This window comes from Streptomyces sp. NBC_00513 (assembly GCF_041431415.1).
Lineage (GTDB): Bacteria > Actinomycetota > Actinomycetes > Streptomycetales > Streptomycetaceae > Streptomyces.
The window spans coordinates 7,494,205-7,508,153 of record NZ_CP107845.1 but is presented as its reverse complement, the minus strand read 5'-3'; the positions used below and the strand labels follow the sequence as shown (position 1 = coordinate 7,508,153).

15 protein-coding genes are annotated in these 13,949 nt (G+C 72.0%); 9 read left to right on the top strand and 6 right to left on the bottom strand.

Annotated elements, in window-relative coordinates; all coding sequences use genetic code 11:
- Nucleotides 1-102: 102 nt before the first annotated feature.
- Nucleotides 103-492 (top strand): molybdopterin-binding protein, encoded by a 390-nt coding sequence (locus OHA84_RS33875; RefSeq protein WP_266968044.1) that lies wholly within the window; start codon nt 103-105, stop codon nt 490-492.
- A gap of 10 nt (nt 493-502) precedes the next feature.
- Nucleotides 503-1,291, top strand: coding sequence for a sulfite exporter TauE/SafE family protein (locus OHA84_RS33870; protein ID WP_266968046.1), 789 nt, complete (start codon nt 503-505; stop codon nt 1,289-1,291).
- Nucleotides 1,292-1,344: 53 nt separating this feature from the next.
- On the opposite strand, the gene OHA84_RS33865 is transcribed toward OHA84_RS33870, so the two are convergent.
- Nucleotides 1,345-2,172 carry an alpha/beta fold hydrolase gene (locus OHA84_RS33865; RefSeq protein WP_266968048.1) on the bottom strand — a complete coding sequence of 276 codons (828 nt, stop codon included), beginning with the start codon at nt 2,170-2,172 and terminating at the stop codon, nt 1,345-1,347.
- 61 nt (nt 2,173-2,233) lie between these two features.
- Between OHA84_RS33865 and OHA84_RS33860 the strand changes: the two genes are divergently transcribed.
- Nucleotides 2,234-2,662 (top strand): MarR family winged helix-turn-helix transcriptional regulator, encoded by a 429-nt coding sequence (locus tag OHA84_RS33860; protein WP_266968050.1) that lies wholly within the window; start codon nt 2,234-2,236, stop codon nt 2,660-2,662.
- 39 nt (nt 2,663-2,701) lie between these two features.
- Here OHA84_RS33860 and OHA84_RS33855 read toward each other — a convergent pair whose 3' ends face one another.
- Entirely contained in the window at nt 2,702-3,436 is a 735-nt protein-coding gene (locus OHA84_RS33855; RefSeq protein WP_266968051.1) for an SDR family oxidoreductase, read from the bottom strand.
- A 374-nt stretch (nt 3,437-3,810) separates the two neighbouring features.
- On the opposite strand from OHA84_RS33855, the gene OHA84_RS33850 reads away from it, so the two are divergent.
- On the top strand, nt 3,811-4,653 hold the full coding sequence (locus tag OHA84_RS33850) for a helix-turn-helix transcriptional regulator (RefSeq protein ID WP_266968053.1): 843 nt from the start codon (nt 3,811-3,813) through the stop codon (nt 4,651-4,653).
- A gap of 61 nt (nt 4,654-4,714) precedes the next feature.
- Here the strand turns inward: OHA84_RS33850 and OHA84_RS33845 are convergent, their stop codons facing one another.
- From OHA84_RS33845 to OHA84_RS33835, 3 genes are all read right to left on the bottom strand, one after another.
- Complete coding sequence (locus OHA84_RS33845; RefSeq protein ID WP_266968055.1) at nt 4,715-5,122, bottom strand: peptidase inhibitor family I36 protein; 408 nt, start codon at nt 5,120-5,122, stop codon at nt 4,715-4,717.
- Nucleotides 5,123-5,360: 238 nt separating this feature from the next.
- Nucleotides 5,361-7,637, bottom strand: a complete 2,277-nt coding sequence (locus OHA84_RS33840; RefSeq protein WP_266968057.1) for a SpoIIE family protein phosphatase — start codon at nt 7,635-7,637, stop codon at nt 5,361-5,363.
- Nucleotides 7,634-8,050 (bottom strand): STAS domain-containing protein, encoded by a 417-nt coding sequence (locus tag OHA84_RS33835; RefSeq protein ID WP_266968059.1) that lies wholly within the window; start codon nt 8,048-8,050, stop codon nt 7,634-7,636. The genes OHA84_RS33840 and OHA84_RS33835 overlap by 4 nt, the downstream gene beginning before the upstream one ends.
- A gap of 387 nt (nt 8,051-8,437) precedes the next feature.
- Here OHA84_RS33835 and OHA84_RS33830 point away from each other — a divergent pair, with 387 nt between their 5' ends.
- The 5 genes from OHA84_RS33830 to OHA84_RS33810 all read left to right on the top strand — a co-directional run bounded on the left by OHA84_RS33830 (nt 8,438) and on the right by OHA84_RS33810 (nt 12,772).
- Entirely contained in the window at nt 8,438-10,114 is a 1,677-nt protein-coding gene (locus tag OHA84_RS33830) for a PP2C family protein-serine/threonine phosphatase (protein ID WP_371591530.1), read from the top strand.
- The gene (locus tag OHA84_RS33825; RefSeq protein ID WP_371591529.1) at nt 10,111-11,193 is read left to right on the top strand and encodes a B12-binding domain-containing protein; all 1,083 of its coding nucleotides are present in this window, start codon (nt 10,111-10,113) and stop codon (nt 11,191-11,193) included. The genes OHA84_RS33830 and OHA84_RS33825 overlap by 4 nt, the downstream gene beginning before the upstream one ends.
- Complete coding sequence (locus tag OHA84_RS33820; protein WP_266968061.1) at nt 11,190-11,615, top strand: STAS domain-containing protein; 426 nt, start codon at nt 11,190-11,192, stop codon at nt 11,613-11,615. The genes OHA84_RS33825 and OHA84_RS33820 overlap by 4 nt, the downstream gene beginning before the upstream one ends.
- A gap of 52 nt (nt 11,616-11,667) precedes the next feature.
- Nucleotides 11,668-12,171 (top strand): MarR family winged helix-turn-helix transcriptional regulator, encoded by a 504-nt coding sequence (locus tag OHA84_RS33815; protein ID WP_266968063.1) that lies wholly within the window; start codon nt 11,668-11,670, stop codon nt 12,169-12,171.
- A gap of 319 nt (nt 12,172-12,490) precedes the next feature.
- Nucleotides 12,491-12,772 carry a hypothetical protein gene (locus tag OHA84_RS33810; protein WP_371591528.1) on the top strand — a complete coding sequence of 94 codons (282 nt, stop codon included), beginning with the start codon at nt 12,491-12,493 and terminating at the stop codon, nt 12,770-12,772.
- Nucleotides 12,773-12,830: 58 nt separating this feature from the next.
- Here OHA84_RS33810 and OHA84_RS33805 read toward each other — a convergent pair whose 3' ends face one another.
- Nucleotides 12,831-13,949 carry an LLM class flavin-dependent oxidoreductase gene (locus OHA84_RS33805; RefSeq protein ID WP_266968067.1) on the bottom strand — a complete coding sequence of 373 codons (1,119 nt, stop codon included), beginning with the start codon at nt 13,947-13,949 and terminating at the stop codon, nt 12,831-12,833.

Genomic DNA, 13,949 nt, shown 5'->3' with positions numbered 1-13,949 from the left:
CTCCGAGCGCGCCTCGGCCCTTGCGCCCGCGCTCCTTCCGTACGGACGGCCCTGTGGCGGGCGATCACCGGTCGGCCGCGGCCGACCCCTAGGCTGTGCCGTATGGAGTCCTACACCATGGGTCAGGCGTCCGAACTGCTGGGCGTGAGCGTCGACACGGTCCGGCGATGGGCGGACGCGGAGCGGTTCCCCACCCATCGCGACGGCAACCGCCGCATCGTCAACGGCCCCCACCTCGCCGCGTTCTGCGTGGAGATCGCCCAGGAGAGCGCCGAGGACGACACCTCCTACACCTCGGCCCGCAACGCCTTCCCCGGCATCGTGACCGGTGTCAAACTCGGTGATGTCGCCGCCCAGGTGGAGGTCCAGGCCGGCCCGCACCGGATCGTGTCCCTGCTGACGCGTGAGGCGGTCGAGGAGTTGGGCCTTGAGGCGGGTGTGCAGGTCACGGCCCGGGTGAAGTCGACCAGCGTGCACGTCGACCGCGGCTGACCCCACCGCCGTGGACTGGGGAACGGGAGTGGGCGGGGTGGCCGCGGGGTTTCTGATCGCGGTCGTGACCGCGCCGGTGGGGGTGTCGGGGGCCGTGTTCCTGTTGCCCGTGCAGCTGAGCGTGTTCGCGGTGCCGAGTCCGGCGGTGACGCCGACCAACCTCCTCTACAACGTCGTCGCCGGTCCCGGCGCGCTCCTGCGCCACCGGCGCACCGGCGCCCTGCACGGTCCGCTGGTGCGTCGGCTGGTGTGGGGCACCCTGCCCGGCGTTGTCATCGGCGCGGTCATCCGTGTGTTCGCGATCCCGGGACCGGCCGTCTTCAAGGCATTGGTGGCCGTGTTCCTGCTCCCGCTGGGCGTGTGGTTGATCGCCCGCACCCTGGTGCCGGCCCGGCACCGCCGGCCGCCTGGTGACGGGCCGTCCGGGAGGGCGGTGACGGGCCTGGCCCTCGTCGTGGGCGTGGTCGGCGGCATCTACGGCATCGGCGGCGGTTCGCTCCTCGGCCCCCTCCTCGTCGGTCGCGGCATGCCCGTCGCCCAGGTCGCCCCGGCGGCCCTGGCCGCCACCTTCGCCACCTCGGTCGTCGGCGCCGTCACCTACGCGCTGCTCGCGACGGCCGGCTCGGGTGACATCGCACCGCACTGGTTCCTCGGCCTGGCCTGTGGGCTGGGCGGGCTCATCGGCGGATACCTCGGCGCCCGTCTCCAACCCCGGCTCCCCGAGAAGGTGCTGCGGCTGCTGCTCGGCGCCCTGGCCTCCGGGGTCGGTGCCCTGTACGCGGCAGAGTCCCTCGCCTGACCCGCGCGCGACGCGGTTCCCACAGGGGGGCAGCCTCTACGGCGTCCCCTCCATCACCTATCTCGGCTCAGGTCCCCGGGCAGCCGTGCGCCGGCGGGGTCGACGACGGTTTCATTCAGGTGGCCGTCGATCGCGGCGAAGGTCGCTTCGGGTCGTTCCAGTTGCGGAAGGTGACCTGCCTCGGGGATGACGTGGAGCCGGCCGTTGCCGAAGGCTTCGGCGTAGGCGGCGCCGTAGGCGGGAGTCGCGATGCGGTCGCTCTCACCCCAGAGCAGGAGAGCGGGGACCTCGACACGCCGCAGCCGGCGGAGCAGCTTCGGATCGTGCATGTAGGGGTCGCCGGCAAGGACGCGCAGGGTGGTCATGTTGTCGCGCTGGAGGGCGACTTGGTCGGCCGAGGGCGTCTGGTGGCCGCGGTGGGAGCGGGCCGGGTCGTGCCAGGCGTACTCGGCCACACCGCGGGCGTCGAGGGCGAAGAAGTCCCTGATCGGCTCGCCTTGGACGTGGACGCCGACGGGGTCGATGAGAACGAGCCCGGTCAGGATGCCGCCGGTGTCCCGTACGGCCATCTCCGCGGCGATCCAGCCGCCGATCGAAGAGCCGACGACCAGGACGTCGCGCAGCCCCCGGTCTTGGAGGTACCGCAGGTAGGCGAGGGCGAGATCGTCGATGCCGGTCAGCCATTCCGGGCGGTGGGTGCCGTCCCATCCCGGGTGGACGGGTGTGATGGCGTGTGCGGTCCGTGCGAGGTGCGAGGCGAGTCCGGAGACCGTGGCCGGCCCTCCGCCGCCGTGCAGGATCAGGCAGGGTCTGCCGGTTCCGCTTTCCGTCAGGGTGAGGGACAGGTCCGGGTACAGCGCGACGCTCTTGTTCGTGGGCATGCCAGAACCATAACTAAACTTGTTTAGTTAAACAACCTTAGTCATGCCCTAGGCTGGACCCATGCCCAATGAACTACAGCTCCTTGGCAGGGCGGTGAAGCAGGCCCAGTACAGGCAACACCGTGCACTGGACAGCCGCCTCGCCGCCGCCGGCACGACACTGGCCCAATGGGATGCCCTCCGCGCGATCAGTCGGACGCCCGGCGCGTCGGCCCGCACCCTGGCCTCGGCGACATTCCAGAGCGAGCAGGCGTTCGGCACCCTCGCCGGCCGGCTCACCACCCTGGGACTGATCGAGCGAAGGCCCGGTGTCGGCCGTCGCATCGAGCACTACCTCACGACCTCCGGCGAGGAGGTCCTGCGCACAGGGCACCGGATCGCCGACGAGGTCCTCGCCGCGTGCTACTCGGACTTGTCCCCGGCCGACCGCACCACGCTGCTTCACCTGCTCCACCGCATCGACGGCAGCGACGGCAGCCCGGAAGAGTAGCCCTGTCGATGGTGAAGCGCGTCGTCCCGCCCCCACTCACTACTGGGCGCTCGCTGCGGGCCTGATGATCACCTCGTTCACGTCCACCTCGGGCGGCTGGGAGACGACGTGGGCGATGGCGTCCGCGATGGCCGAGGCGGGCAGCGCCACGGCGCGGTAGGTCTTCATGGCCTCGCGGGCGGCCGGGTCGGAGATGCTGTCGGCGAGTTCGGACTCGGTCACCCCCGGCGAGACCAACGTGACCCTGAGGCCCCCGCCGGACTCCTGGCGCAGCCCCTCCGTGATCGCGCGCACTGCGAACTTGGTGGCGCAGTACACGGCGGCGGTGGGCGAGACCTCGTACGCGCCGACGGAGGCGATGTTCACGATGTGGCCGGCGCCCTGGGCGCGCATCGCCGGCAGGGCGGCGGCGATTCCGTGGAGGACTCCTCGCACGTTGACGTCGATCATGCGGTCCCACTCGTCGGTCTTCAACGCCGCCAGAGGGGACAACGGCATCACACCCGCGTTGTTCACGAGGACGTCGATCCGGCCGAACTCGGCGCGCGCGGCGTCGACGAACGCACACATGTCCTGCGCGTCGGTGACGTCCAGGGTGCGGAAGGCGGCGGTACCGCCCTCCGCGATGATCTGCTCTGCCAGTCGTTCCAGGCGGTCGGTGCGGCGTGCGCCGAGGAGCACCCGGTGTCCGTCGGCTGCCAGTCGGCGGGCGGTCGCCTCCCCGATACCGCTGCTCGCGCCGGTGATCGCCACTGCTTTGCCCGTCTGCGTCATGCTCGTTTCTCCTTGTGGAGGAAGGGTGTCGAGGGTGGTGGAACACGTCGTCGGGCGTCGCCCGCGGCGCCGGGGCCCGCGTCGTCGACGTGCTCCCGGCCGTGTTCGCCCTTCGGAGTCTGGGGCGCGGGAGGAGCGGCAACCAGGGCGGATCGTGCCGGGGTACAACGCACCCAGGCACACCACCGGGATCGCCCCTGGGTCCTGTCGTCAAAGTGGCGCCGGTAGGGCCCGCGGTGTCCGGTGCCGTGCATCGCAAGGCGGAGGGGCGCCCGTGTACTGGACGTACTCGGGTGCCCCGACAACGCGGCGAGGTGCGGTACCGGGCGCCGCGGGCCAGGCGAGACTTTGACGACAGGGCCTAGCCTGTGGGTGTGACCAGCAATGAACTCGGAGACTTCCTGCGCGCGCACCGCGCACGCCTGCGGCCAAGCGACGTGGGGCTGGCCTCTCACGGTCGGCGCCGAGTGGCGGGACTGCGCCGCGAGGAGGTCGCCGTCCTGGCCGGCATGAACACCGACTACTACGCCCGCCTGGAACAGGGCCGCGAGCGCGGCCCCTCCGCGCAGATCCTCGACGTGATCGGCGATGCCCTGTGCATGGACGTCGAGGCGCGCGAGCATCTGTACCGGCTCGCGGGTGCCGTGCCGGACGGCCATCGGGCGCCGCCGAGGGAAACCGCCGGTGTGATGCTGAGACAACTGCTGGACGGGTTCACCGACACTCCGGCGTTCGTCCTGAACCCGGCCACGGACTTCCTGGCGGTCAACGCCCTGGCCGACGCGTTGTTCTCACCGTTCGAGGAAGCGGACAACCTCGCCCGCATGATCTTCCTTGATCCGGCGGCTCGCATCTTCTTCGCGCACTGGGACCGGGCCGCCGAGGCGGTCGTGGCCGGTCTGCGCCAGGCGACCGGCGTCGACCCGCACTACCCGCGCCTGCCTGAGCTGGTGCGCTTCCTCTGCGGAGCGAGCGGGGAGTTCGACGCGCTGTGGTCCTCACACACGGTCTACGGCAAGTCGCACGAAGCCAAGGAACTCGTCCACCCCGAGGTCGGCGCCCTCTCGCTCACGTACCACTCCTTCGACGTCCGAGGAGCCGTCGGCCAGCAGGTCGTCATCTACCACGCCGCACCGGAAAGCCCCAGCGCCCAGGCCCTCTCTCTTCTCGGCAGCCTCGGGGCCACACGGCGACGGGAGTCCTCGGCGGAGCGGTAGTCCGGAGCGGTAGTCCGGAGCGGTGGTCCGCGCCCGTGTTCGGCGCGGTCACCGCGCCGGGTCAGGAGACTCGGCAGTCGTGGAACCGGCCGGAGTGGATGTGCCCGAAGGACGCCGGAAGCCGCTCGACGCCTTTGCCGGGGGCGACGGTCAGGCTCCGTCCCTTGTAATCGGCCTGGTTGTAGACGGTGACGCACCGACCCCGGAGGACGCCGTCGGCCCGCCGGGTACCGGAGCCGTTCCACACCGACGATCCGTCGTTGAACCCGACGTACGCGGTCGTCTCCGGATACCGCGGCATGTCCTGCGCCACCAGGCTCACCACCCCGGTGTAGGCGGGACCGGTCCATCCGCACACCCAGCCCGGCGTACAGCGCTCGGCGGGGGCGGCGAGACCGGACCCGGCCTGTGCCGCGGGGGCGAAGGCAACGGCGAGAACCAGGCATGCGGCGCCGAGAACGCCGCTCATGCCGGTCCGTCCCCCGGCGCCCCACCGGCCGGCCCGGCGCGTCGCGTCGCGGCTGCTACAGGTGTGGTCACGGTGAACACTCCGCTCTGGCCGGCCGTTCGTCGCCGGCCCGACGAGGGACTACTCCACGCTTCCATCGCACCTCCCCTCCGCGTAGATCGCACGCCGACCCGACCGGACACGATCCGAATCGACTCGTCCCGATCCGACCGGATCCGCTTCCGACCGAGCTCGCGGCTTACGTACCGGAGGTCGCGGCGGCGGTCGCGGTCGCGGTCAGGACGAGGGCCGCCTGGTCGTCATCGATGCCGCCGGCGCCGCTGAAGGCCCGGACGGCGCGGACCAGGGTGTCGATGACGTCCGCCGCGGTGGCCGCCCGGGGTGTGGCCAGGGCGTTGGCGAGGCCTTCCTCGCCGAACTGCTCGTCGTGCTCGTTGCGGGCTTCGGTGATGCCGTCGGTGTAGAGCAGCAGGCTCTGGGTGGGCCGCAGGCGGATGTGGCGGGCGGTGAGGTCCGGGGTGCGGGTGATTCCCAGCAGCAGGCCCTCCCCGGCGACGGGGCGCGGGGTCTGCCGGGCGTCGATGAGGAGGGGGTGGGTGTGGCCGGCCCGGACGAGTGTGATGTCGAGGCCGCCACCGGCGACGGGTGTCAGGTGGCCGTAGACGAGCGTGACGAAGCCGGTTCCGTGGCTGCTGGGGCGATCGAGGAGTGCCTTGTTGACCGCACGGACCACGGCTTCGGGGTCCGGGAGCAGCGGGGCGACGGCGCGGGCGGTGTGGCGGACGAGGGCGGTCGTGGTGGCGGCGGTGGCGCCGCGTCCGCAGACGTCGCCGAGCATGAACGCCCAAGTGCCCTCTTCGAGGGGGAACACGTCGTAGAAGTCGCCGCCGATGTTGAGGCCTTCGCCCGCGGGGTGGTAGTAGGTGGCGATGTCGGCGCCGGGCACGTTCGGGACCTCGGGCAGCAGCAGACCGGACTGGAGGTCGCGGGCGAGGGCGGCGCGCTGGGTGTACTGGCGGGCGTTGAGGGCCGCGGAGGCGGCGCGGCGGGCGAGTTCCTCGGCCAGCGCGACGGTGTGTCCGTCGAAGGCGTCCTCGCCAGTGGTGAGCAGGGTCATGACGCCGAAGGCCGAGCCGCGGTCGAGCAGCGGGACGCACAGGTAGCCGGTGACGTTGAGGTCGTTCCACGGGCCCGGGCCGGTGGGGGTGCGTCGGGCGACCTCGCTCAGGCCGGTGGCCAGGACCCGGGACACGGCGTCGTCATCGGCGTCGTAGACGGGGATGTGGGAGGCGAGGAGCCGCTCTTGGAGAGGAGAGGGTGCGGTCGTGGCGACGCGCTTGACGCGGCCGGCGTCGATGACGTCGACCGTGCACAGCGGCGCCAGGGCCGGGGCGCACGCGGTGGTCAGGCGCCGCAGGGTCTCGGTGTGGTCGAGGTCGGAGGTGAGGGAGGTGCTGGCCGCCAGCAGGAACGCGAGGTCCCGGCGTGCGGCTTCTTCCCTGGCCTCGGCGAGGGCCCGGGCCTGTTCGGCCTGGTGCCGCTCGATGGCGAGGGCCGCCGTGTCGGCGAACATCCGGGCGAGGGCCAGGTCGGACTCCTGCGGTGCGCGGGGAACGCGGTGGTACATGGCGAAGGTGCCCAGCAGTGACCTGTCCCTGGCCAGGATCGGGGTGGACCAGCAGGCTGCCACGCCCGCCTTCCCGGCCAGGTCGCGGAAGTCGTCCCAGAAGGGGTCGGTGGCGATGTCGCTGACGATGACGGGTTGCCGCCGGTGGGCGGCGGTGCCGCAGGAGCCGACGCCCTCGCCCGCGGCGATGCCGTCGATGGCCTGGTTGTAGAAGTCGGGGAGGCTGGGGGCGGCGCCGTGGTGCAGGTGCCGGCCCTCGGTGTCGGCGAGGAGGACGGACACGAGGACTTCCTCGGGGGCCAGTTCCTCGATGGTGCGGGCCATGCCGTCCAGTACCTGTTCCAACGGCGCCTGGCGGGCGATCTGTTCGAGCAGGGCGCGGTGTTCGGCGGTGAGCCGTTGGGCCTGCTTGACCTGCGTGGTCTCCACTCCGGTGACGAGTACGCCCATGACGTTGCCTGCGGCGTCGAGGCGTGGCTCGTACGTGAAGTCGAAGAAGGCCTCGCGCGCCGCGGGACCGTGGTCCAGGACGGTCCGGGTGTCCGGCCCGGTGTGGCGTTCGCCGGCCCGGTAGACCCGGTCCAGGAGTTTGAGGATGCCCTGTGCCTCCGGTTGGGGCATCACCTCTTTCAGCGGGATCCTCGTGCGCACGCGCTCTCCGGCGCCGATCGCGCTGAAGAAGGCCGCGTTGGCGTCCTCCACCATGTGGGCCGGGCCGGCCAGGGATGCGAAGACGGCAGTGGACTGGCCGAAGAGTGCCCGCAGGTCGTGCTCCGAGCGGCCGTCCACCCCGTCGATCCGACCTTCGGCGTCGCGTTCGAAGCCGCTGTCGGGGTCGTTTGCCGGCCCGGCGGTCGCCGGGGGCTGCTGTCCTGGAACTCGGGTCATCGCCCTGTCGACCTCTCGCTTGCCCGACGCGCTGGAGGCGCGGGGGCCTCGCTGCCGGTTTCTCGTGGACCGGCGCCGGACAACAGGGCGCTCTCTGGTGTGGGGTGTACGGCGATCGCGTGGTCCAGGCCGGTCAGCGCGAAGACCCGCGCCACCGAGCCGGGGGCCGCCGCGAGGCGCAGCACACCGCCGTGCGCCGACAGCTTCTGGTAGATCCTGATCAGGCCGCCGATGCCGGAGGAGTCGCAGAAGGCGAGGGCCGTGCAGTCGACCACGACCAGGCCCGGCTGGTCGGGGCCGGTGAGGACCAGGTCGGCTGCTTCCTGGAGCTGAACGGCGCTGTCGTAGTCGAGCTCGCCGTGGAGGGCGAACACGCATGCCCGCGCGGTGCGCCGGACGCTTACCGAGAACACCTGTGGCCACCTCCGCCTCGTCGTGACCGGTACCGGCTGGTCATAGGCACCGTGCCGTCGGGGTCCGGGGCCTGCCGGGCGTGGACACCGACGGGCGGTCGACGTCCACGCGGCTGACGTCTCACATCCGGCGACTCGCATCGACCCGACGCACGTCTGCCCGCCCGATCGCGGGCCATGCCGTCGCGAACGGGTGACGGTTCTCACGGCGCCGGCTTCGGCATCGGAGGAGACGGTGTGTTCGTCCGGTGTGCGTCCGGTGGGGGACGGCGCCGCGCGGGGGGCGTGGTTGCCAAGGGAGCAACGAATGGAGGATGGTTGCCGGAAGGCAAGAATGTTTCCTTCGAGACGATGAGGTGAGGGGTTCGCGCAGCGGGCCTTCTACGTTTGGTGAATTCCACCCAGTCATCCGCCGGTTCGACCGCGGTGGGCATCCCGTGGAGTGAGGCCCCCTACCCGGTGCTGGTGGCGGACGCCGAAGCGGACCTGGTGTTCGTCAACGAAGCCGCAGGCCTGGTCTTCCCGGGCGCCCACTCGGGATCGGCGCTCTCCGACACGGTGCCCGCCTGGCTGTCGTCGGCTCACGCCCGGTACCTGGCCGCGGTTCCGGCGCAGCGCCCAGGCGCCGACCGGAACCCGATGGTCCGGAACCCGATGGCGCAGGGACCGGTCGGCGACCGTACCTACGAGGCGCACCCGACGGTGCGCGAGGACGGCACGGTGGTGTGGTGGCTGGTCGACGACACCGACCACCGCCTGGCTCGTGCGGCCCTGCGGATGGAACAGGAGCGCACGGCGTTCCTGACCCAGGCCTCCAACCTCCTTCTCTCCTCCCTCAATCTGGACCGGTGCATGGACGTCACGGCGCAGATGGCGGCGGAACACCTCGCGGACGCGGCGTTGGTGATCGCGCCGACGCGCGGCCGTGAACTGCCCGTGGTGGCCTGCCTCCGCGGGGGAACACCGTCGATGTTCGGTGTGGCCGCCGACCCCGAGGAGGTACCGGGGCTGGGAGAGGCGCTCCAGGGCTTCCCGCCCGTTCCCTCCCGCTGGATCGATCCCGAGGCCGCTCCCTCGTGGCTCATTCCCGACGGTTTCGGACCGGTGGGGTCGATCGTCATCACTCCCCTGCCGGGACACGGGGTGCCCGCGGGCGCCCTGGTCCTCCTTCGCCATGCCGACGGCGACGCGTTCACGGAGGGCGAGGAGGTCTTCGCCCGCCTGTTCGCCGCCCGTGCGGGCGCCGCGATGTCGGCCGCCCGTCTGTACGCGGAGCAGGCTTCGATCACCGAGACGCTGATGCGGGAGCTGCTGCCCCCGTCGCTGCACCAGGTCTCCGGCGTCGAGTACGCGGGCGGCTACCGCCCCTCCCTGGACCACGAGCGGATCGGCGGGGACTTCTACGACGTCCACCCCCCGGCGGTGGACGGCGACGCCTCGCTCGTCGTGCTCGGAGACGTCTGCGGCAAGGGCCTGGAAGCCGCGGTGATGACGGGCAAGATCCGCAACACCCTGCATGCCCTGTTGCCCCTGGCGGACGACCACCAGCGCATGTTGAGCCTGCTGAACACCGCGCTCCTGAACACGCATGACGCCCGCTTCGCGACCATGGTCCTGGCCTCCGCGGCACGCGAGGGCAACGCCGTGCGGCTGCGACTGACCAGTGCCGGACATCCGGCGCCCCTGATCCTGCGCTCCGACGGGCGGGTCGAGGAGGCCCCCACCCAGGGCACCCTCGTCGGTGCGCTGCCTTCCATCACCGCCAAGACGGCGCAGGTCACGCTCGCACCCGGCGAGACCTGCGTCCTCTACACGGACGGAATCAGCGAGGCGCGCGGCGGCCCGCTCGGCGGGACGATGTTCGGCGAGGCCCGGCTGCGCCGCGCGCTCTCGGAGTGCGCGGGCATGCCCGCCGAAGCCGTCGTGGAGCGGGTACAGATGCTCGCCTCCCAGTGGGTGGGGACGGGCCGGCACGACGACATGGCCGTCGTGGTGATCTCCGCGCCGCGCACCAACCACCTGAGCGCCGTCGACGGCCACACCCGGGGAAGGTTCACCGCGTGAGCCGACGGAGCACCGAGTCGACCGCGCCGCGGCAGTTGGCGAAGGAGTTGTGGGAAGGGATCCTCGGCCTCGACGAGGCGGCTGTGATCACGGCCGTTCTCCGGGCGCTGGACGAGGGTGTGGACGCCGAGAGCGTCCTGCTCGACGTCATCGCCCCGCTCCAGGGGCGGGTGGGCGAGGAGTGGGCCGCCAACCGCATCACCGTCGCCCAGGAGCACGCCGCCACCGCGATCAACGAGCGGGCCGTCGCCGCGCTCGCCCAGCACCCTTCGGCGCACCGGACGCGCACCCGGGGCCGGGTCACGGTGGCCTGCGTGGACGGCGAATGGCACGCCCTGCCGGCCCGCCTCCTCGCCGAGGTGCTGCGGCTGCGCGGCTGGCACGTCGACTACCTCGGTGCCCAGGTCCCCACGCCGCACCTCGTCGCGCACCTGCACCGCACCGGCCCGGACGCCGTCGCCCTCTCCGGTTCGATCGCCACCCGCCTGCCCACCGCGCACGCGACGATCACCGCCTGCCAGGCCGCCGGCACGCCCGTGCTCGTCGGCGGAGCCGCCTTCGGACCCGACGGCCGCTACGCCCGGCTGCTGGGTGCGGACGCCTGGGCCCCCGACGCCCGCACCGCCGCCGACGACCTGGCCCGCGCCCCGCTGCCGCGCCCTCAGCCGGACCACCAGGCCATCGACGACCTCCCGCACCTGAGCGACCAGGAGTACACCCTCGTCGCCCGGAGCCGCCCGCAACTCGTACGGGTGGTCTTCACCGGGCTGGAGGACGCCTACCCGGCGATGCGCGGCTACAGCGAACCGCAACGCGAGCGCACGGCCGAGGACCTGGCCCACATCGTGGAGTTCCTCGCCGTCGCCCTCTACACCGACGACGAGGACCTGTTCGCCGGATTCATCCGGTGGACCGCCGACGTCCTGACCTCGCACGGTGTCCCTGCGGACTCGCTCCTGCCGGCCCTGGCTCTCCTGGGCCGCGAACTGAAGGACTTCCCCCGCGCCGCCGGCATCCTGCGATCCGGCTCCGCCCGCTTGACCAGTAGCCCCCTCACCGCCGCCGGGACCGCCGAATGACCAGCCTGCCCACCAGCCCACTGCACCTGACACGCATCGACACGGAGGAAGCCGTGCGCATCGAACTGCGCGGCGACCTGGACCATGACAGCGCGGATCTCCTCCTGGACGCCGTCAGCCGCCTGCTGACCGAGCGGAGCGACCCGCGGGACGTGCACCTGCACTGCGCGGAGCTGACCGCCGTCGACTCGACCGGCCTGTCGGTGCTGCTGATGATCAAGCGGCGCACCGGCGCGGCGGGCGTACGCCTGCACCTCGACGACCGTCCGACGAAACTGGACCGGCTCCTGCACGTCACCGGTACGCTGGACTACCTCACGGACACAGGGGGCAAGTCCGGATCCTCCACCGCGGAGAGACCGTCCGCCGCTTCGGAGAAGTCCATACCGGCCCGCTCCGGCAGCCCGGACACCGGCGTCTGACGCCGGAACGCGCCGGCGCGTCGAGCGATCCGGTCGTGTGGAGGGAACACAGATGCCAGTACCAGCCACCGACGCACACAGCATCGGCCACGACGAGGCGCGTTCCGTCGGCGACATCGTCGAACTCCTCGACGTCATATGGGAGAACGCCCGCCAGGGCACCGCGGCCGCGCCGGCCTCCGCGTCACAGCTCCGCCTGATGTATCTGGTCGACCGCCGGCCCGGCATCCGCATGCGCGCCCTGGCCGAGCTCCTCGGCGCGGCCGCCCCTTCCGTGACCCGGTTGTGCGACCGCCTTGAGGCCCTCGCGTTCATCGAGCGCCACCCCTGTCCGGACAGCGGCCGTGAGATCACGCTCAGACTGACCCCCGCCGGGCAGGCACACCTGGCGCGGATACGCGAAAGCCGGGAACAGACTCTGTCCCAGGCCCTCGCATCGATGACCTCGGACAACCGACGCGCCCTGGCCACCGGACTCGCCGCCCTGAACCTCGGCATCACGGCAGCAGCCGGCTTCCCGCAGCAGAAGAACCCGCCACGCGACGCGGCCCCGTGACACCGCGCCGGCCCTGACGGCCGACGCGCGGGAACCGGTCAACGGATTCCGACTCCGCTCCCTCTCCTGGCTCCCTCATCCCGGCTCGCCACAACCGACCGGCCCGGTTACGCGTCCTTCTCGTCGAGTGGTCTCCCGCCGGCCGGCGTGGAGCGACGCCGATCCTGGGGGCATCATCAGTACGTTCACCTCTGACCGGCCCGACCGGAGCGCACGGCCTCGCCGGACGTTCGGAATCGGGAGGGTGCTGCTGGGCATCGTGGCGGGGATCCTGTTGACCGTCACGGTGACAACGGTTCTGTGGTGGCCGCAGAGAGACGTGACCTACCGCAGCGCCGCCCCCTCGGCAGTGGTCTACCCCGACGAGGCAGCGCACTTCCTGGCTCTGGTGCACGAACACACCCTGTCCGGGCGAAACTCCTACAAGATGGTGATCGGCAGGGATCCCAGCGCGTCCTACGGGCACTGGGTGGCCGTCGACGCCGCCCTGGGGGCGAAGGGGATCGAGTCCACCACATGGACGGAGTCCGGGGTACGTGTCCGCTTCCCGACCGGTCACGAGATCTTCGTCCCCGCCCGCCCCTTCCTGTACGGCAGGTGACCACCCCGCCCGCCTGCCCGGCTCCGTCACGAGCCGGGCCGGGCGGAGGGCGGCCGGGTCAGGCCCGGCGTGCCCATTCCTCGGCGAGCAGGCGGTAGGAGCGGACGCGGTCCGCGTGGTCGTGCGTGATCGTGGTGATCAGCAGTTCGTCGGCCCCGGTGGCTTCCTGGAGCCGGTCGAGGTGGTCGGCGACCGTCCGCGCCGAGCCCACGAACTGAGTGTCCACCCGGTCCGCCACCAGCTCCCGGTCCGCGTCCGTCCACGGCAGCGCGCGTGCCTCGTCGGGCGTCGGGAAGGGGATCGCGCCCTCGGCGGTACGGATGCTGCGCACCCAGGGCGCGTACCCGGTGGCCAGTTCCCGGGCCGTGTCGTCGTCCTCGGCCACCACGACGTCGGCGGACACGGTCAGGTACGGCCGGTCCAGTTCGTCCGAGGGCTTGAACGCGGCGCGGTAGCCCTCCGCGGCCTCCAGTACCGAGGCGGGGCTGACGTGGTAGTTCGCCGCGAAGCGCAGGCCGTTGCGGCCGGCGGTCTCCGCGCTGACCCCGCCGCTGCTGCCCAGGACCCACACCTGTACGTCGGCTCCCTCGCCCGGTACGGCGTGCGCCTCCACGCCCTCCGGGGAGTGGTACTCGCCGCGGAGCAGGGCCAGTACGTCGGACACCTGCTCGGCGTAGTCCTGCGGGGTGGCTCCCGGAAGGTTCAGCAGTCGCTGCTGGAGGGCGACGCGCGGGTGTCCGAGGAGGTGGGCGAAGGAGAAGCGGGGCGGGATCAGCAGGCCGCCCGCGGTCCTTCCCTCGAAGGGCGGCTCGGCGTCCGGCGCGGGCTTCGGCGGGCGTCCGGCCGAACGGCCCAGCCCCAGGTCGAGGCGGCCCGGGTGCAGCGCGTCGATCAGGCCGAACTCCTCGACCGTGGACAGGGCGGTGCGGTGGCCCAGTTGGACGGCGCCCGAGCCGATGCGGATCGTGGTGGTCGCGGAGGCGGTCAGCGCGAGCACGACCGCCGGGGAGGTCCCGGCGACGCCCGGGTTGAGGTGGTGCTCGGCGAACCAGTAGCGGGCGTAGCCGAAGGCCTCCGTCTGCCGGGCCAGGTCGATGGTGTGGTGCAGGGCCTCGCCGGCGGTGGAACCGGAGGCGATCGGTATGAGGTCGAGGACACCGAGGGGGATGCCGGACAT